General features: G+C 65.3%; 20 protein-coding genes. 13 read left to right on the forward strand and 7 right to left on the reverse strand.

What is annotated here, in order from left to right; genetic code table 11:
* Positions 1-17: 17 nt before the first annotated feature.
* Positions 18-995, reverse strand: coding sequence for an ATP phosphoribosyltransferase (gene hisG, locus GWG67_RS26935; RefSeq protein WP_275172391.1), 978 nt, complete (start codon positions 993-995; stop codon positions 18-20).
* A gap of 3 nt (positions 996-998) precedes the next feature.
* Positions 999-2150, reverse strand: a complete 1152-nt coding sequence (locus GWG67_RS26940) for an ATP phosphoribosyltransferase regulatory subunit (protein ID WP_275172392.1) — start codon at positions 2148-2150, stop codon at positions 999-1001.
* Between the two features lie 741 nt (positions 2151-2891).
* Between GWG67_RS26940 and GWG67_RS26945 the strand changes: the two genes are divergently transcribed.
* Positions 2892-3836 carry a helix-turn-helix domain-containing protein gene (locus tag GWG67_RS26945; RefSeq protein WP_275172393.1) on the forward strand — a complete coding sequence of 315 codons (945 nt, stop codon included), beginning with the start codon at positions 2892-2894 and terminating at the stop codon, positions 3834-3836.
* 82 nt (positions 3837-3918) lie between these two features.
* Here the strand turns inward: GWG67_RS26945 and GWG67_RS26950 are convergent, their stop codons facing one another.
* Positions 3919-4671, reverse strand: coding sequence for a 16S rRNA (uracil(1498)-N(3))-methyltransferase (locus GWG67_RS26950; RefSeq protein WP_275172394.1), 753 nt, complete (start codon positions 4669-4671; stop codon positions 3919-3921).
* A gap of 210 nt (positions 4672-4881) precedes the next feature.
* Between GWG67_RS26950 and GWG67_RS26955 the strand changes: the two genes are divergently transcribed.
* Both GWG67_RS26955 and ubiA read left to right on the forward strand, forming a co-directional pair.
* A complete protein-coding gene (locus tag GWG67_RS26955) occupies positions 4882-5541 on the forward strand; it encodes a hypothetical protein (RefSeq protein WP_275172395.1) in 660 nt (219 codons plus the stop codon).
* Complete coding sequence (gene ubiA, locus GWG67_RS26960) at positions 5538-6470, forward strand: 4-hydroxybenzoate octaprenyltransferase (RefSeq protein WP_275172396.1); 933 nt, start codon at positions 5538-5540, stop codon at positions 6468-6470. Before GWG67_RS26955 ends, ubiA begins: the two co-directional genes overlap by 4 nt.
* Here the strand turns inward: ubiA and GWG67_RS26965 are convergent.
* Positions 6467-6985, reverse strand: coding sequence for a DUF6101 family protein (locus GWG67_RS26965; protein ID WP_275172397.1), 519 nt, complete (start codon positions 6983-6985; stop codon positions 6467-6469). The genes ubiA and GWG67_RS26965 overlap by 4 nt on opposite strands.
* 264 nt (positions 6986-7249) lie before the next feature.
* Here GWG67_RS26965 and GWG67_RS26970 point away from each other — a divergent pair, with 264 nt between their 5' ends.
* The 7 genes from GWG67_RS26970 (at position 7250) to GWG67_RS27000 (ending at position 13438) form a co-directional block, all read left to right on the forward strand.
* Complete coding sequence (locus GWG67_RS26970; protein WP_007614951.1) at positions 7250-8653, forward strand: TldD/PmbA family protein; 1404 nt, start codon at positions 7250-7252, stop codon at positions 8651-8653.
* Positions 8640-9458: a 3'(2'),5'-bisphosphate nucleotidase CysQ gene (locus tag GWG67_RS26975; RefSeq protein ID WP_275172398.1), complete on the forward strand. Its 819-nt coding sequence runs from the start codon at positions 8640-8642 to the stop codon at positions 9456-9458. The genes GWG67_RS26970 and GWG67_RS26975 overlap by 14 nt, the downstream gene beginning before the upstream one ends.
* A gap of 60 nt (positions 9459-9518) precedes the next feature.
* Complete coding sequence (locus GWG67_RS26980; RefSeq protein ID WP_007596929.1) at positions 9519-9761, forward strand: DUF4170 domain-containing protein; 243 nt, start codon at positions 9519-9521, stop codon at positions 9759-9761.
* On the forward strand, positions 9758-10471 hold the full coding sequence (locus GWG67_RS26985; protein ID WP_275172399.1) for a lysophospholipid acyltransferase family protein: 714 nt from the start codon (positions 9758-9760) through the stop codon (positions 10469-10471). The genes GWG67_RS26980 and GWG67_RS26985 overlap by 4 nt, the downstream gene beginning before the upstream one ends.
* A complete protein-coding gene (locus GWG67_RS26990) occupies positions 10434-11780 on the forward strand; it encodes a 3-deoxy-D-manno-octulosonic acid transferase (protein ID WP_275172400.1) in 1347 nt (448 codons plus the stop codon). Before GWG67_RS26985 ends, GWG67_RS26990 begins: the two co-directional genes overlap by 38 nt.
* Positions 11773-12789: a tetraacyldisaccharide 4'-kinase gene (gene lpxK, locus GWG67_RS26995; RefSeq protein ID WP_275172401.1), complete on the forward strand. Its 1017-nt coding sequence runs from the start codon at positions 11773-11775 to the stop codon at positions 12787-12789. The genes GWG67_RS26990 and lpxK overlap by 8 nt, the downstream gene beginning before the upstream one ends.
* A 313-nt stretch (positions 12790-13102) precedes the next feature.
* On the forward strand, positions 13103-13438 hold the full coding sequence (locus GWG67_RS27000; RefSeq protein ID WP_007596925.1) for a GYD domain-containing protein: 336 nt from the start codon (positions 13103-13105) through the stop codon (positions 13436-13438).
* Positions 13439-13820: 382 nt separating this feature from the next.
* Here GWG67_RS27000 and GWG67_RS27005 read toward each other — a convergent pair whose 3' ends face one another.
* Positions 13821-14015, reverse strand: coding sequence for a hypothetical protein (locus GWG67_RS27005; protein WP_275172402.1), 195 nt, complete (start codon positions 14013-14015; stop codon positions 13821-13823).
* Positions 14016-14534: 519 nt separating this feature from the next.
* Between GWG67_RS27005 and GWG67_RS27010 the strand changes: the two genes are divergently transcribed.
* The gene (locus tag GWG67_RS27010; protein WP_275172403.1) at positions 14535-14840 is read left to right on the forward strand and encodes a hypothetical protein; all 306 of its coding nucleotides are present in this window, start codon (positions 14535-14537) and stop codon (positions 14838-14840) included.
* Between the two features lie 16 nt (positions 14841-14856).
* Here GWG67_RS27010 and GWG67_RS27015 read toward each other — a convergent pair whose 3' ends face one another.
* Complete coding sequence (locus GWG67_RS27015) at positions 14857-15084, reverse strand: DUF2093 domain-containing protein (RefSeq protein WP_007596922.1); 228 nt, start codon at positions 15082-15084, stop codon at positions 14857-14859.
* A gap of 175 nt (positions 15085-15259) precedes the next feature.
* Here GWG67_RS27015 and GWG67_RS27020 point away from each other — a divergent pair, with 175 nt between their 5' ends.
* A complete protein-coding gene (locus GWG67_RS27020; RefSeq protein WP_275172404.1) occupies positions 15260-16084 on the forward strand; it encodes a dienelactone hydrolase family protein in 825 nt (274 codons plus the stop codon).
* Between the two features lie 179 nt (positions 16085-16263).
* Positions 16264-16449, forward strand: a complete 186-nt coding sequence (locus GWG67_RS27025; RefSeq protein WP_275172405.1) for a hypothetical protein — start codon at positions 16264-16266, stop codon at positions 16447-16449.
* Positions 16450-16943: 494 nt separating this feature from the next.
* On the opposite strand, the gene xseA is transcribed toward GWG67_RS27025, so the two are convergent.
* Complete coding sequence (xseA, locus tag GWG67_RS27030) at positions 16944-18584, reverse strand: exodeoxyribonuclease VII large subunit (protein WP_275172406.1); 1641 nt, start codon at positions 18582-18584, stop codon at positions 16944-16946.
* Positions 18585-18588: the final 4 nt, after the last annotated feature.

Here is an 18588-nt window from a genome sequence, read left to right on the forward strand (position 1 = left end):
CTCAACAAACTTTGGGCTCACTGCCGCAGGAACGCCTCGAGCCTGGCGAACAGCGGGTTGTCCCGGTCGAACACGTAATCCAGCGAAACCACCGAGACGGTCTCGGCGCCATGCCCGCGCAGGAAGCTCGCGAGTGCATAGAGCTGGCCCGGCGGGCAGTGCAGCGTGAGCATGCCCGAGGAGGTTGGCCCGCCGAACGGGGCTTCGACGCCGAAGCGCTCGTGGGCCTCGGTGAGCATGGCCGCGTCGCACTGGCGGAAGCGGGTGCGGACCTCGCGGTATTTGTTGGCCCGCGCCCGCGCCGCGATGTGATCGAGGATGATTCGCGCGGTCTCCCGCGCCTGCGGCGACCAATCGGCGTCCCTCGAGGCCACCAGATTGGCCTGGCTACGCAGGATCACGCCGTCGTCGAGCACCCGCAATCCGTTGGCGGCGAGGGTCGCCCCGGTCGTGGTGATGTCGACGATCAACTCGGCGCTGCCGGCGGCCGGCGCGCCTTCGGTTGCGCCCGTGCTTTCGACGATGCGGTAATCGGTGATGCCTTGATTCTGGAAGAAGGCGCGGGTGAGGTTGATGAACTTGGTCGCGACCCGCATCCGCATGTGATGCTGCTCGCGGAAGCCGGTGGTGACGTCGTCGAGGTCGGCCATGGTGCGGACGTCGATCCACGCCTGCGGCACCGCGACGACGACGTCGGCATAGCCGAAGCCGAGGCCTTCGATCAGGGAGACGCGCTTGTCGGCGTCCGCGATGGTCTCGCGCACCAGATCCTCCCCAGTGACGCCGAGATGCGCCGAGCCGCGGGACAGTTGCGAGGCGATCTCGCTCGCCGAGAGATAGGCGACCTCGACATTGTCGAGGCCCGCGAGCGTGCCGCGATAGTCGCGTGCGCCGCCCGCCTTCGACAGCTTCAGCCCGGCGCGGGCGAAGAAGGCCTCGGTGTTTTCCTGAAGGCGGCCCTTGGAAGGAACGGCCAGAACGAATGGCGCGCTCATGACTTAAGCTCCCACCTTGCGGCCGATCCGGGTCAGCGCATCCACCCAGACCGAGAAACCGACCGCCGGAATCGGCTCGGCCGATCCAAGTTGAGTCATCAGCCCGTCATAGCGGCCGCCGGCAACCAGCGGCTCGGCGCCGTTGCCGCGGTGATGCAGCTCGAATTCGAAGCCGGTGTAGTAGTCGAGCCCGCGTCCGAACGCGGTCGAAAAGCGCGTCCCCTTCACATCGATGCCGCGCGCGGCCATGAAGCCGACCCGGCTTTCGAACTGGTCGATCGCAGCACTGAGATCGAGCTTTGCATCATTGGTGAGCGCGCGCAGCTCCGCGACGGCGTCATCGGGATTACCCGATATCGACAGGAAACGCTTGAGCACGGCGATGGCCTCGCGCGGCAGCGCGCCGCCCTTCAACGTCGACTGCTCGAGGAAGCGGTCGGCAATCTCGGCCGTGGTGCGGCCGCCGACATTGGTGGTGCCGGCGATCGACATCAGATCGGTGACGAAAGCGAGTGCCGCCTTGCGGTCGGAGCCGGCGAGCGCCGCGAGCACGCCCTCATATTCGCTGCGGGTCGCGGTGGTCGCGGCTGCCAGCCGCTCCAGATCCTGCTCCAGGCTGATCTTGCGGTTGAAATCCTTGACCAGGCGGCGGCGCCAGACCGGATAGAGGTTGAGCGCGTCGAGCAGCGCGTTGAACAGCGCCACGTCGCCGGTGCGGATCTCGACGTCGCGGACGCCGAAGGCGGCGGTCGCCTCCAGCGCCAGCGCCAGCATCTCGGCATCGGCCGCGGCGCGGTCCTGGCGGCCGAACGATTCGATGCCGGCCTGCAGGAATTCGCTGCTCTGGCCGTTGCGGTAGCGAAACACCGGGCCGAGATAACTGAACCCGGCCGGCTCGCCAGCACGGCCAGAGCTGAGGTAATCGCGGGCCACCGGAATGGTCAGGTCCGGCCGCAGGCAGAGCTCCTCGCCGGAGAGGTCCGTGGTCAGGTACAGGCTCTTGCGGATGTCCTCGCCGGAGAGGTCCAGGAACGGTTCGGCCGGTTGCAGGATCGCGGGCTCGGCCCTGACATAGCCGGCCTGCGCGAACGACAGCAGCAGCGTATCCGCCCAGGCGGCGGAGCCGGCAGCATTTGAGGTGGCAGTCGTGGTCATCTCGGGGTCCATCGTCCCGGTGGGACCGGGCAGGGCAAGCAAGGGGAGCGAATTGCCGCAGGCCTTAGCATGGCCCGAAAGCGGTTTCGACCTCCAAAGGATCAATCGCTTAACAGCGTCGGCGCGACGCGCAGTCATCACGGGAGGCGAAACTTAAATGAGGTCTCGCGCCAATTCAGGTAATATAGCACCTATTCATCCCACTGCGTCGACCCCAGATGGATAGGGAGGCCTCACCCTCATTCATTTCGGGACAGGGACGTCTCCGGGGCGCTTCCAAGATGAATGGGTCGCCTGGGGCGGAAGCTCGGCCGCCTCGATCGCAACTTCATCCGCGAGCTGCTCGGCCCGCTTCAGAATGCTCCACCGGTCACATACTCAATTTGGGTAGGGGGACGATCCGTTCGCGGAACCTTCGTTTACAATGCGAAAGTTGGTTTCCGATTCATACGCAATGCAACAGATGATATCCGTTCGGTCTCGTGACACGCGCTGGCCGCTGATTTCGATCTGCGAGATGTTCCGGCACTATGACGAATTCGATCCACTCGACCTTCTGATCGTTCATGCCATTCTCAATGCCGCGCGACCTGCGGCGCGCCGGCGTCAACGGGCCGGATGATTTGCGTGGCGCTAAAATCGCCGTTTCCAAGAAGAAGGCCAAGTAAGCAGCAGAACATGGATCAAAGCCGTCTAGTCCCTGCTCGCGAGGGAATGCAAAAGAGAGCGGCGGATCGCTTGATGTCGTTCCAGGATCTCAAGCCGTCCTCGGCGCTCGAGCTCAATTCGTATGACATCGATCATTTCGGCGAGACCGAGAAATACGCCGGCGCATCGAGCATGCCGTTGTCGGCCGGGGCTACCGCGATCATGCGTGCCCGGCTCACCTTGCCGACCCTGACCCTGTCGCTGTTGAAAACCTTCCCCCGGATCATTCGAGGCTATCAGTTCACCAATGCTGCCGCAGTGGCGGTCCCGATGGATCACGTGACCTCTGCCCGCATCAACGGGCAATCGATGGGCGGTTCTGTCCTGGTATTGAAAGGTGATTCAGATTGCCTGGTGCATGAGCCGGAGGGGCGTCTGCTGGCAGTGGTCTACTTCAGTCCATCCGGGCGGGAGCCATTGCCTGAATTAGGCGATGGATGCCATTTGCTGAATCCGGCGCCGGACGTGCTTGCCTCGCTACGCCGTCTGATCTCGATATCGCTTGAAACCGCAGCAAATGACCCAGACTTCTTGAACGAGCCGGCTTCGCAAACGATTGTCGAACAGTCACTGCTCAGCACGATGGATGCGGCGATCTGGTCCAGCGTCGCAAGCGGACCTGTGTCATCCACCACCGAGCATTATCGGCGGATCGTAGCCGATATGGAGAAACTGATTCGGCGCGATCTGATGATCTGGCACAAGACGACCGAACTGGCGGAGCAAGCGGGCGTGTCGGTCCGGACTCTCCAGAGTGCGACACGTGCCATCTGCGGCATGAGCCCTCATCGCTATAGCCGGGTCTTGCGCCTCTGGTCGGTGCGCAAGCAACTGCGCACCGGCCGAGCGAGCCGGAGTGTGAAGTCCTGCGCGCTTGCGCATGGTTTCTGGCATCTCAGCGAGTTCGCAGCGAGCTACAGAGAGGCTTTCGGAGAGTTGCCTTCCGAGACTCTGAACCGATCGCTACGAGGCGAATAGCACGGTGCGGTCGCCCTCCACCTGGTTCGGTGGCCTGGGGCTGCTCAGATGATCGGCAGCCGGAAGGCCAACCAATGCTTGCCTAGCCGCGTTCGCGACCCCAGTCGCCCAGTACAGCCTGCACCATCGCCAGCGCGGCCACCGCGGCCGTGTCGGCCCGCATGATCCGGGGTCCCAGCGCCAGCCGCAGGATTTTCGGCTGCCGCAGCAGCAGCGCCCGCTCTTCCTCGGCAAAGCCGCCTTCGGGGCCGATCAGCACGTCGATGCCCTCCGCCGCGCCTGCGCCTTGCAGGCTCTGAATGGGGTTTTCGAGCTCCGCCGCCTCGTCGCAGAAGATCAGCAGCCTGCCGGCGGCGCGCTGGCTGAGGAATCGCTCCAGCGGCACCGGCTCGGCAACGGTGGCGATGCTGAGAATGCCGCATTGCTCGGCCGCCTCGACGACATTGGCGCGCATCCGCTCGGTATTGACGCGGGAAGCCTGGGTAAATCGTGTCAGCACCGGCTGAAGCGAGGCAGCGCCCATCTCGATGGCCTTCTGCACCATGTAGTCGAGCCGGGCATGCTTGAGCGGGGCGAAGACGTAGGCGAGATCGGGCAGCCGGTCCTGCGGCCGGGTCTGCTGGAGGATGACGAGGCCGTCCGGCCGCTTGCGGCCTTCAATGGCAGCCTGCCATTCGCCGTCGCGGCCGTTGAACGCCAAAACCTCGGCCCCGGCGGCAAGCCGCAGCACATTGCCGAGATAATTGCTCTGGTCGCGGTCGAGCTCGACCCTGCCGTCCTGGGCAAGGGGGGCATCGACGAACAGGCGGGGGCCGCGGAAATCGTGGGAAGGCATCGTTCAAGGGTCCGATTTGCCGCCGTTCTTAACCGAAAGCAGTACTTTCGGGGTAAATTTTGCCAAATTGGTGCGTCGGCGCGCCGCGCTCTTGCCCTATTCAACGGGTTGTTAAGCGCCGGCGGGAATCGTAAAATCGCGAGCACGCTGGTTGCGCTTCAATTGGGAAGACGCCGAACCCCGCAAGCTCCTGCCGGAGAGACTGCCTTGATGATCCGTCATTTGATGGTTCCGATCACTGCCGCCATGGTCACGATGGGCGCCGTGTGTGCCTATGCGCAGGGTTTCCCCGCGCCGCTGCCGGGCCAGGCCCCAACGAGTTCCGCCTTCCCGCCCGTGAATGGCTCGGCGCCCGTCGCCTCCGTCGGCGGCGCGCCGCAATCGTCCTTTCCCGTGAACGGCGCCGCACCCGTCGGTGGCGCCGGCGCCTTCAGCGCGGCCCCGCCGACGCAAGCCGGTCCCGGCGAGGACTGCATGAAGGCCTTCATGCCTCTGCGCGAGGATGCCGAAAAGCGCGGCAAGCTGATCAAGGCCGCGAGCGACCGTCACGCCCCGCCTGACGAGGCCTGCAAGCTGATCCGCAACTTCAGCCAGGCTGAGACCAAGATGATCAAGTACATCGAGGCCAACGCCTCGAAGTGCGGGATTCCGGCGCAAATCGGCGCGCAGATGAAGGACGGCCACAAGAACACCGAGGCGATGGCCGCGAAGGTCTGCAATGTTGCGCAGCAGATGCAGAACCAGCCACGCGGTCCGGCCGGTCCGTCGCTGAGCGAAGTGCTGGGTTCGGGCTCGGCGCCCGAGGCCAATGCGGGCAAGAAGGGCGGCAGCACCTTCGACACACTCAACGGCAACGTCCTGACCCGATGAGCGACACATCCGCCCGAGTTGCCGATTCCACCGGCAACTGGGTCGATACGCGCGCACCGCAATGGGCGCGGCCTTATCTGCGCTTGTCCCGCTTCGATCGTCCGATCGGCTCCTGGCTCCTGTTGATGCCGTGCTGGTGGTCGGCGGCGCTCGCCGCCGGCATGGCGCATGACGTCCGGGGCCTGCCGTTCACCATCGTCCTGTTCTTCGTCGGCGCCTTCGTGATGCGGGGGGCAGGCTGTACCTGGAACGACATCACCGACCGTGACCTCGACGACAAGGTCGAGCGCACCCGTTCGCGGCCGTTGCCGTCGGGCCAGGTGAGCGCGAAGCAGGCGCTGGCCATCATGGTCGCGCAAGCGCTGATCGGGCTCGTGGTGTTGCTGCAGTTCAACCGCTTCGCGATCCTGACCGGCATCGCCTCACTGTTGATCGTCGCGATCTACCCGTTCATGAAGCGCATCACCTGGTGGCCGCAGACCGTGCTCGGGCTCGCGTTCTCCTGGGGCGCCCTGATGGGATTTGCCGTCACCTTCGGGCGGATCGACGTCACCGCGCTCGTGCTCTATGCCGGCGCGATTTCCTGGGTGATCGGCTACGACACGATCTACGCGCATCAGGACGCCGAGGACGATGCGCTGATCGGCATCAAGTCCACCGCGCGCCTGTTCGGCGCGCATACGCACCAGGCGCTGATCCTATTCTACGGCCTGGCGGTGCTGCTGATCGGCGTGGCGCTGGCGTCGGGCGATGCGCGCTGGCCGGCCTGGCTCGGACTTGTGGCCTTCGCCGTGCATCTGGCCTCGCAGATCGCGCGGCTGAATATCAGCGACGGCGATCTCTGCAAGCGCCTGTTCTATTCGAACCGCGACGCGGGGCTGTTGTTGTTTGCGGGATTATTGGCCGACGCGGTGATGCGGGCGGCTTAAGTCCGCGCGATGATCTCGCGCTCATGGCGATGCACCGACAGCTCCCGTGCGACACCGGTGCGGCGGCGCATCAAAAATTTCGGACGGCGGTCGCGGATCGCGTTGGCGCGGCGACGGCGCGGCGCGGGTTTGCGCGCGCCTTCGTCGAGCTGCGGAAGTGCGAACAGCTCGCTCCAGATCGCCCAGGCCTCAACGAGTTCGTCGCCATCGGCGCTGACCAGCAGCGGAATGGAGAGCGAGGGATCGCGATGCACGAGGACGAGGGTCTGGGCCTCGTCGTTGCCGCGCAGCGCGACGCCGATGAAGTCGCTGACGCGGACGTTGATTGCCATCCGCATGCCGCGGACGGCACGGTGCAGCACGACACGTTCGCGATGAAGCTCTATCTGCCGGACATATCCGTCGGCGCGCGGATCATGCGCATCGAAGCGGACCGGAAGGGAAAGGGGGTCGAGCCGCAGGGAGCGGCTCGACCCGGCGGGAGCGATCCCGCTTGTTGCTGTTTGACGCCTCACGGCTTTAGTTCTCCCCGCCGGGATTATGTTCCCGGTCGATGCGAGGACCTTAGCGCGCGGCTTTCCGAAACCGCTTAAAAAGGCTGGTTAATCCAACCTCACCGCCGCGCATGATTGACAAGACCTTGGCGCGCATGATTGACGAGACGTTGCGTGCAAGGTGCGAATCTGAGCTTTTGGTGGGCTGAAAATGCTTGAAGTCCGCGCGATCAGGGCACATCTGTGGATTCCGGTCCCGCAGCCCGCCCCAACAGGATTTCGTTTGTGAACCCTTCACCAAGCTCGACGCTTTCGCCCAAGGATTCGTCCACAGCCAGCCGCGACCTGTTCGACCAGTCTGCGCTCTCCGATCTCGCGCAGCGGCTGGTGGAGGCGGCCAGGCGCGCCGGCGCGGATGCGGCCGATGCGGTCGCCGTGCGTGGCGTCTCGCAAGGCGTCGAGGTGCGCGACGGCAGGGTCGAGGAATCCGAACGCTCCGAGGGCGACGATGTCGGCTTGCGCGTGCTGGTCGGCCGGCGCCAGGCGGTGGTCTCGACCAACGACGCCAGCGGCGATGCCGTGACCAAGCTTGCCGAGCGAGCGGTTGCGATGGCGCGCGTCGCGCCCGACGACAAATATGTCGGCCTGGCCGATCCCGCACTGCTCGCGCGCGACTTCCCCGATCTCGATCTGCTCGATCCTGACGTGCCCGCGACCTCGGAGCTTGAGCGCCGGGCGCTCGAAGCGGAGGCTGCGGCGCTAGGTGTGAAGGGCGTGACCAAATCCGGCGGCGCTTCGGCCTCCGCCGGCATGGGCGGCATGGTGCTCGTCACCAGCACCGGCTTCCACGGCTCTTATCTGCGTTCCAGCCAGGGCATCTCCGCCACCGCCATTGTCGGCGACGGCACCGGCATGGAGCGCGACTACGATTTCACCTCGGCGCCGCACGGTGCGGACCTCTTGTCACCGGAGATCGTCGGCCGTTCCGCGGGCGAGCGCACCGTGGCCCGCGCCAATCCGCGCAAGGTCGAGACCTGCAAGGTGCCTGTGGTGTTCGATCCGCGCGTCGCGGGCTCGCTGGTCGGTCACGTCGTCGGCGCCATCAATGGCGCTTCGATCGCGCGCAAGACCAGCTTCCTGAAGGACAAGCTCGGTCAGCAGCTGTTCGCCAAGAACATCCGCATCATCGACGATCCGCTGCGCAAACGCGGCCTGCGCTCGCAGACGTTCGACGCCGAAGGTGTTGCAGTGAAGAAGATCGCGCTGATCGACGAAGGCGTGCTGACGACCTGGCTGCTCGATTGCGCCACCGCGCGTGAGCTCGGTCTCACCACCACCGGCCACGCCCATCGCGGCGTCTCCTCCTCGCCGTCGCCCGGGCCGTACAATCTGCATCTTGAACCCGGCACGCCCACCCCGGCCGAGCTGATCTCCGACATCAAGCAGGGTTTCTACGTCACCGATTTGATCGGCTCGGGCGTCAACGGCGTGACCGGCGATTACAGCCGCGGCGCCTCCGGCTTCTGGATCGAGAACGGCGAACTCACTTATCCCGTGAGCGAGGTGACGATCGCCGGTCATCTGTTCGAGATCTTCAAGTCGATGCAGCCGGCGAACAATCTCGAGTTCCGCTACGGCGTCAATGCGCCGACGGTGCGCATCGAGGGTTTGACGCTTGGCGGACGTTGACGCGAACGCAACGGGTGAAGGCATCCAGGCGCGCGACGCGGCGCTGCTGCAAGACACGGTGCGGGAGGCGGGCGCACTCGCGGGGTCGATGTTCCGCACCGAGCTGAAGAAGTGGACCAAGGGCGCGTCCTCGCCGGTTTCGGAAGCCGACATTGCCGTCAACGATCTCCTGGAATCGCGCCTGCGTGCGGCGACGCCAGACTATGGCTGGCTGTCGGAGGAGAGCGCCGACGACGAGGTGCGGCTGTCGCGGCGGCTGACCTGGATCGTCGATCCCATCGACGGCACCCGCAACTACCTCAATGGCCATGACGAATGGTGCGTCAGCGTCGCGCTGGTCGAGGATGCCTCGCCCGTGCTCGCCGCGGTGTTCGCGCCGACGAGCGATGAGTTCTTCTTCGCCGCCCGCGGCCAGGGCACGACCCTCAACGACGTGCCGGTGCGGGCGACGGCGGGATCCGAGCTCGACTTCTCGCGTGTCGCGGGTCCGAAGCCCCTGGTCGAGCGCCTGAAGCCGTCACTGGGCGAGATCAAGCTGCATCCGCGAATCGGTTCGCTCGCGCTGCGTCTGTGCCGCGTCGCCCATGGCGCGCTGGATGCGGCTTTTGCGGGCGGCAACAGTCATGATTGGGACCTTGCGGCGGCGGATTTGATCGTGCAGGAAGCCGATGGTAGGATGAGCGATCTCTCCGGAGATCCCATCCTCTATAACCGCCGGCAAGTCACGCATGGGGTGCTGGTGGCAGCGGGTCGCGATCGTCATGCGAGCATTGTCTCGCATTTTCGAAACCGCCCCTTGCCGTGAAGCGCTTTCTCGTGCTTGTCGAACACTGCTTTGCCGGGCAGCCCGTTAGGAACAGAACCGATGCCAGATAGTGCCCCGCAACAACTGCTCCACCTCGTCGTCGGCGGCGAGCTCGTCGATCTCGAGCACAACACCTTCAAAAACCTCGACGACGTCGAGATCGTCGGCCTCTACCCGAACTATGCGACCGCGCACGCCGCCTGGCGCGCCAAGGCGCAGAGCACGGTCGACAACGCGCAGATGCGCTATTTCATCGTCCATCTCCACCGGCTGCTCGACCCGAATCAAGAACCGGCGCGTTGAAAAAGCTGCTTCGCAATACGCTGAGGAGCAGCTTCGTCCAGCGTGCCGTCGGAATCCTGGCGGCCGAATATCTGCGTCTGGTCTGGCGGACGAACAAATTCACGTTCGACCCGCCGGACGTCTATGACCGGGTCGAGCCGCAGATCCCGGCGATCTTCGCGTTCTGGCACGGCCAGCATTTCCTCACCCCCTTCATCAAGAACAAGGACTGGTACAAGGCCAGGGTCCTGATCTCCCGCCACCGCGACGGCGAGTTCAACGCCATCGCCGCCGAGCGGCTCGGCATCGGCACCATCCGCGGGTCGGGCGACCATGGCGGCGCGTTTCACCGCAAGGGCGGGGTTGGTGCCTTCAAGGAAATGGTGCGGACGCTCCAGGACGGTTGTAATGTCGCGCTGACCGCCGACGTCCCCAAGCGCTCGCGCGTGGCCGGGCTCGGCATCATCATGCTGGCACGGGAATCGGGGCGGCCGATCATGCCTTTTGCGATGGCGACCAGCCGCTTCGTCCGGCTCAAGAACTGGGACCGCACCACCATCAACCTGCCGTTCGGGCGGGGCGCATTGGTCGGCATCAAGGAAATCCACGTTCCGCCGGATGCGAACGCCGCCACCATGGAAGCGCTGCGGCTCGAGCTGGAGGAGACCTTGAACGAGGCGACCCGCCAAGCCTATGCGCAACTCGGCCGGCCGGGACCTGCAGATGCCTAAATCGCTGCCCGGCTCGCTGCCGTTGACGCTGCGAATGTACCGGCGCCTGGCGCGCGGCCTGGTGCCGCTCGCGCCTGCGCTGATCAAGCGGCGCCTGAAGCAGGGCAAGGAAGATCCCGCGCGCGTCGGCGAACGGCGGGGCCTGTCCCGGGACGTGCGGCCGCACGGTCCGCTGGTTTGGATTCACGGCGCCAGCGTCGGCGAGGTCCTCGCCGCGGCGGCGCTGATCGAGCGCTTGCGCGATCTGAACCTGCGCATTCTGCTCACCTCGGGCACGGTCACGTCGGCTGCTATTGTCGCAAAGCGTTTTCCGCCCGACGTCATCCATCAATACGTGCCGTATGATTCCCCGCGTTATGTCGCGCGCTTCCTCGACCATTGGAAGCCGTCGCTGGCGCTGTTCATCGAATCCGATCTGTGGCCGAACCTGATCCTGGCCGGCGCTGCGCGCCGCGTGCCGATGGTGCTGATCAACGGGCGGATGTCGCCGCGCTCCTTCCCGCGCTGGCGCCGCATGCAGGGCACCATCTCGGCGCTGCTGTCGCGGTTTGACATCTGTCTGGCGCAGTCGAAGACCGATGCCGAGCGCTTCTCGACGCTCGGCGGCCGCGATGTCGTCACCACGGGCAATCTCAAGCTCGACGTTCCGGCGCCGCCGGCCGACCCCGCCAAGCTCGAACGGCTGATGGCGATGACGCGCGGGCGTCCGATCATCGTCGCGGCCTCGACCCATCCGGGCGAGGAGGAGATGCTGGTGGCGGCGCATCGCAGCCTTAGCGGATTCTTTCCGCAGCTCCTGACCGTGATCGTGCCGCGCCATCCGGATCGCGGCTCCCCGATCACGGGCCTGATCACGGCGTCCGGCCTGAAGCCGGCCCTGCGCTCGCGCGATGAGCTGCCGACGGCGGCCACCGACGTTTATGTCGCCGACACCATGGGCGAGCTCGGCCTGTTCTATCGTCTCTCGGACATCGTGTTCATGGGCGGATCGCTGATCCGCCACGGCGGCCAGAATCCGATCGAAGCGATCAAGCTCGGCGCGGCCATCGTCCATGGTCCGCACGTCTTCAATTTCGCCGATGTCTACGAGGCGCTCGATCACAGCGGCGGCGCGCGCCACGCCGACACGCAGGAACTGCTGATCAAGCAGCTCGGCCAGCTGCTCGCCGACCCCACCCTGCGCCAGAAGATCCAGCAGTCGGGCGCCGGCGTGGTCGAGGATCTCGGCGGTGCGCTCAACCGCACCATGACCGCGCTCGAGCCTTATCTGCTGCAGTTGCGGATCGAGATGGGGGCCGCCAATGCGTGAGCCGGCCTTCTGGTACCGGCCACGTTCCCTCGAATCGTATGCATTGGCGCCGCTGGGTGCGCTCTATGGCGCGATCACGGAACGGCGGATGCTGCGCGAGGGCGTCGACGCCGGCATCCCCGTGATCTGCGTCGGCAACTATCATGTCGGCGGCGCCGGCAAGACGCCGACCGTGCTGGCGCTGACGAAGCTCTTGCGCGAGCTCGGCGAGACGCCGGTGGTGCTCAGCCGCGGCTATGGCGGCAACCTCAAGGGCCCGGTGATGGTCGACCGGATGCGTCACACCGCTTCCGATATCGGCGACGAGCCGCTGATGATGGCGCGCGACGTTCCTGTCACGGTTGCGCGCGACCGCCTCGAGGGCGTCGTGCTGGCCAAGTCGCAAGGCGCTACCGTGATCCTGATGGACGACGGTTTCCAGAACCCTCGTCTTCTCAAGGACACCTCGCTGATCGTGATCGACAGCGAGCGCGGCCTCGGCAACGGCAGGGTGTTCCCGGCCGGTCCCCTGCGTGCGCCACTGCAGGCGCAGCTCGCGCGCACCGACGCGCTGGTCGTGATCGGCGGCGGGCGCGCCGCCGACGATGTCGCCGCCGAGCTTGCCAGGCGCAACAAGCCGGAGCTGCGCGCGCGGCTGAGACCCGAGACCGAGTCGGTCGCAAGACTATTGGGCAAGCCGGTGTTCGCGTTCGCCGGCATCGGCGATCCCGAACGGTTCTTCCGCAGCTTGCGTGCCAGCGGCATCGAGGTCGCGCGCACGCGCGCCTTCGCCGATCATCACATGTTTTCAAACGACGAGATCGCAGCCCTCGCCACAGAGGCGCAACGCGAGCAGCAAACGCTGGTGACGACGGAAAAGGATCTCGCGCGCCTGCACGGCCGCGAAGGCGTGCCCGATGGCATCGTGCCGTTCGCCGTCCAGCTCGAATTCGACGACCCGGCTGCGCTCCGGCAATTGATCAGCGACCATCTCTACAAGGCGCGCGAGCGAAGATTCGGCAGGCGATAATGTCGGACGGCGCGCGAACCGCGCTCGCACTCGTTGTGGACGCCACGGTGTGACGAAAAGCATTTCCTGCGCGGATGCGATATGCGGCAACCGAGGTGACATGTCGCGGCTGCCGAATTCCCTTCCGCATGTTGGGCAGTTGATGTAGCCTTTCATGAGAGCCGTCACCGGGACGTGCCGAACTCCCGGAAATCATCGACGGCGTTTATGCCCACGGCGGGCAGTACCTTCATCATTTCAGATGCAGCGGCCGTAACGACGAGTTCGGAACGGCAGGGAAAGTCATTGCCAAAAACCCAGAGGAGAACATGCCATGCATTTTTGCCTCACCGGACAATACACACCACGCGCTCTCAATGCCATTTTGGAGAACCCCAAGACCGATCGTCAGGAGGCGGCAAGAAAACTCATCGAAGCGGCCGGCGGAAAGCTGATTTCGATGTTCAGCGTTGCGGCCGACGGCCCAGGCGTTTTGGTGATTTTCGATGTGCCTGATCCGGGTGCGGCTCCGGCCATTTCCGGCCTGACCGTCACGGCGGGCACCCTGCAGAACGTGAAATTGACGCGGCTGTTCACGCAGGACGAGATCAAGCAGGTCCGCCAGAACGCGGCGAAGCTGCGTTCTTCGTATACCCCGCCCGGAAGCTGACATCCGGATCTAAAGCGAAGCCGCCGCAGTCGAACGAAGCGGCGGCAACGCTCACCTCACAGCAAGAATAATGTTTGCAAGCCGAGGCAAGGCGAAGGCCTCCTGCGTCGTTGGCGGACAATGCTGTACGACGCGTGCTGCGTCCGCCGTCATAGGTCCGACCGAACGCGCTTGCCAGCGGCCTCGGTAACGGCCTGCGATTGCGGTTCAGCAGTCAATCATGCTCACCACGCCCCAACGGCCATCAATCCGATAATGGTCAGGCACGAGACGCAGGCCACCATGGCGGTATAGTACTCGGGTGCATTCATTGCTGCCTCCCAAACTGTTGCCAACTGCTTGGTCACTGCTACGCGGGAGAAATCGCCGGTCTCGGGCCGCTTCAATTCGGCGTGCCGCGACCGGTCTTGCGTTGTGTGTCCGTCCTCTCATCGTCACCCTGATCCGGATGATGATGCGCTTCGAGAGCTTCAGAGCGTTCAGCTGCGATCAGAAGCTGTTTCCGCATTTCAGCGAGGCGGGCGCGGCAATACTCACGATAGAGCAGGTTTAATATGGTGGGCATGATCACCCCCATCGTTGATTTTCGATTTACAAATATTCCACCGCGAATTTTCGAGGTGATCGTAGCCCGACAGATGGCTCTTCGATATGAGCCCGTTCACAGACTGCGCCAATTCCAGAGCTCAGTGGCCGTTTGGTTGACTTAATTGTCTGTGCGATAAAAAGAGCAGGGCCAATTACCTAAGATGAAGCATAGCGGCGCTCTGTTTCAGCAAGACTTCGTCAAACAACCTAAGAGCGCCAATCGCAACAAAGAATCCAACCACAACGCGAAATGACTAACCACGGAGTGCAAGCACTCTCCGATGCAACGCGGATCGGCGTGACGGAGATCATTTGCGGTGAGACGCGTACTTCATGCGCGCGCGAACATCGTCGCGACGCCGATGCGGACCATTTCCATGCCTCGCGATAAGCTGCACATTTCGTGCTACGTCGACAGGGCAGCTGCGCTTTGCTCGCCGACGGCAGCCGCCATTCAGGCGTCGTTCATCGCAAAACTCCTAATCGTTCAGACGATCAGGAGAGTTCGATGAAGCTGCCGGCCGCGATTGTTGTCGCTAGCGTTGCGTGTCTGATTGCTGCGCCCGTGCTTGCACAGACGACGTCGCCCGCTGCTTCAAGCGCGACAGTGCCGGTGCCCGCAACCAAGCGCGTGACGTGCCTCAGCTCAACGCAAAATCTGAAGGGACAAGACAAGCGCGACCAGATGCAGCTCTGCATGGCGCAGGCGCGGCTTGATTGTCTGAAGCAGGCGATCGATCAGAAGATCGTCGGCGAGATCAGGAAGAGTTTCATCAAAACCTGCGTGGGCGCGGATGGCACGGAGCAGCACTAGACGTGCGCCCGCCGCCTCACGCCTGCGGCTTGGGCGCGCCCGGGTAATGCCGCTCGAGCACGGCGGCGGGCGTGGCGTAGGCTTCCTGCAAATCCACGCTCCAGTATTTCAATTCGTCGAGCGGGATTCGCGTATCGGTGATCGCGCAACGCACGAAGGTCCCCGGCGAGATCACGCGGAAATCGCCGTCGAGATACTGCACCTGCGCTTCGCCATGGCCCGAGGGGCCGAACTTGTTCAGCACGGTCGAAAGTCTCCGTGGAAGGCCGCTCCGGAGTCACCTTGGAGGGCACGATGTGTTGGACGGGATGTAGCATAGATAGGGTGGCTTGTCCGCCCGGTAAACCCACCGGTTTGTGATGTTTTGGCGCCGTTTCCGCATGATAGTGCTTGAGCGAAGGATCCAACGGCAAAGTTCGATGCGCCTTCCGTTCACCGCCCTGTTCCTGACGTTCCTGATCTCGGCCGCGCAAGCGTCGCCGGCGCCGCAGCCGGTCGAGATTCCGCTGGCGTCGGGCGTGCTGCATGCGCAGCTCTACAAGCCCGAGGGCACGGGGCCGTTTCCGACCGTGATCGCGCTCCACGGCTGCGGCGGTCTCGGTGGGCATTCCGATTCCGTCCTGCCGCGCTACCGCGAATGGGCCGAGCGGCTGCTCGAGTCCGGCAACGCCGTCCTGCTGCCTGACAGCTACGGCTCGCGCGAGCTCGGGCCGCAATGCCGCGTCAAGGAGATGCACGTCAAGGCGCGGCGCGAACGCGTCACCGACATCGCGGCGTCGCGCGCGTGGTTGATGCGGCAGAGCTGGGTTGCGCGCGACCGCGTCAGCCTGATCGGGTGGGCCAATGGCGCCAGCGCGCTGCTTTGGGCGGTGCGTCCGCAGAGCCTTGCGCGCGAGACGGGGCCGGATTTCCGCGCCGCGATCGCGTTCTATCCGGATTGCAGGATTTCCGCAGGCCTGGGCTGGAGCACACGGGTACCGACGCTGGTGCTGATCGGCGGCAATGACGACGTCTCGTCGCCGCCGGCCTGCCGCCAGATGGTCGATGGTGCGCATGGCCGCAGCGCGCTCGCGCGCATCGTGGTCTATCCCGGCGCCTTTCACGACTTCGATCGCGCCAACACCCCGCTGCATGCACTCGCCGGCAGCACCGACGCCGCCGCGCCCGAGCACGGCCATCTCGGCACCGACGCGCAGGCGCGCGCGGAGTCGCAGAAGCAAGTCGCGGAGTGGCTGGCGCGGTAGCCTGGGATGAGCGGGCTCGCCGCGCCGTAGCTCGTGAGAAGCGAGGCGGGGCCGCCCGGGGAACAACAGCGGACAGCCCCGCATCGACCATCGCCCTGCACGGAAAATGGCCGACCGTGACTCTACGGATCGCGCGCCGTGATGGTTTCAGCCCGTCACGACGCCATCATTCGACCACGATGTCGATTAAACGCAATCCGATGCGCAATCGCCTCGTCCTGTTCTCCTCCGCCCTGATCGTCTTCACCGTCGCGGTCTTCCTGTTCGAAGCCCATCTGTTCGAAGCCCATGCCGGCGCGCCGCAACTCGCGCCGGAACATTGCGGCTTCTGGACCACGATCGACGCGGGATTGTCCTGCCGCTGAGACGCGCAGTCTCGTAGCCCGGATGAGCGTAGCGATATCCGGGGCCGCCGGTCCCGCATGTCCCTACGCTCATGCGGGCTACGACAGTGCGTGTGTGGCGCGCGCGTCCCACATATGACGGACGTGTAAGGCGCACTCTCTCCCAACGTCGTCCCGGCCTAGTGCGCAATTGCGCACGGGGGCCGGGACCCATACCGCGTGATCTATCAGTTGCGCGTGGTATCGGTCCCGAACGACCAGTCTTCGCCAAACCTCTCCCTGTGGTTATGGGTCCCGGCCCCCGTGCGCAATTGCGCACTAGGCCGGGACGACAGCGAGTTCGTGGCACGCGTCCCACATCCGCACTGTCATCGCCCGGCTTGACCGGGCGATCCAGTACGCCGAGACGGCTGTGATTGATCGAGAAGCCGCGGCGTACTGGATTCCCCGCTCCAGTGCGCAATTGCGCACAAGGCGGGGAATGATAGCGAGGGTGGCGCGACGCCCTCGCGCCTCTAAAACAAATTCCCCTGATCCACCGGCTTGCCCACGCGCTTTGGCGCTGGCTTGGCCTCTTGCGCCGCCGCCTTGGCCTGCGACGGCGCGCGCTTTGCCGTCGGTGCTGCACGATCCGCATCCGCGGTCGCACCCACACGGCCATCCGCAAACTCGATCTCCACCCTCGCGCCGGGACCGACGCTGTCTGCCGAATGCAGGGGATGGCCGGCCTCGTCGCGGACCAGCGCAAAGCCGCGCGCGAGCACGCCGCGATAGGACAATGCGGAGAGCAGCTTGCCGCTGTTCTCGACGCGGGCATCGAGCCGCTGCAACAGCGTCACCAGCGCGCGGCCCGCGCGCTCGGCAAGGCGATGCGTGCGCTCGCGCTGGCGATGAATCGCGTTGCGCTGCGCCTGCGCATTGGAAAGCTTGGAGGCGCGCAAGCGCACCTCCAGCCCGGCAAAGCGGTCGCGTCGCCGCCGCAGCAGCGACCGCGTGGACAGTCCGAGCCGCTCGCCGCACACGGTGAGGCGGTGATCGGCCTGCGAGATCTGGCCGTGCAGCACCCGCAGCGTCAGCTTGGCGCTCGCCGCGGTGAACCTTCGGAAATGCGCATGCGTGTTGGCCTTGAGGCAGCGGGGCAGGGACGAGCCCGCCGAATCCAGCCGCTGCCGCGGGATCGCCAGCAAATCCCCGGCGGCCGGCAGCGCGCGCACGGCGGCACGCAGCTCGCTGCGACGGCTCTCCTGGCCGCGTTGCCAGCAGGACCGGGTGCGCCGCCCGAGATCGCCGACCTCGACAAAGAGATCGCTGCGCACCGGCACCGCCATCTCGGCCGCCGCCGTCGGCGTCGGCGCGCGCTTGTCGGCGACGAAATCGATCAGCGTGATGTCGGTCTCATGCCCCACGGCCGAGATCAGCGGGATCATGCTCTCGGCCGCGGCGCGAACCACGATCTCCTCGTTGAACGACCAGAGGTCCTCCAGCGAGCCGCCGCCGCGCGCGACGATCAGCACGTCCGGGCGCGGAATCTTCCCGCCCTCCGGCAGCGCGTTGAAGCCACGGATCGCGGCCGCGACCTGCTCGGCCGAGCCTTCGCCCTGAACTTTCACCGGCCACACCAGCACGTGGCGGGGAAAGCGGTCCTCCAGCCGATGAAGGATGTCGCGGATCACGGCGCCGGTCGGCGAGGTCACCACGCCGATCACCTCCGGCAGCCACGGCAGAAGCTGCTTGCGCGCTTCGTCGAACAGGCCTTCGGCGGCGAGCTTCCTCTTGCGCTCCTCCATCAGCGCCATCAGCGCGCCGATGCCGGCCGGCTCCAGCGCCTCGATCACGATCTGGTATTTCGAGGAGCCCGGATAGGTCGTGAGCTTGCCGGTGGCGATGACCTCAAGCCCCTCCTGGGGCTTGAAGCGCATCCGGCCGTGCACGCCCTTCCAGATCACCGCCTCGATCTTGGCGCTCTCGTCCTTGAGCGCGAAATAGCAATGGCCGGAGGAATGCGCCCCGCGGAAGCCGGAGATCTCGCCGCGGACCCGGACATGGCCATAGGTGTCCTCGACCGTCCGCTTCAGAGACTGCGAGAGCTCGGAAACGGTGAATTCGGGAGTGTTGAGCAGGGGTTCCGCAGACGGCATCGGCAAACGATTCGGCATGTTG

This window comes from Bradyrhizobium sp. CSS354 (assembly GCF_029051725.1).
In the GTDB taxonomy this organism is placed as follows: Bacteria; Pseudomonadota; Alphaproteobacteria; order Rhizobiales; family Xanthobacteraceae; genus Bradyrhizobium.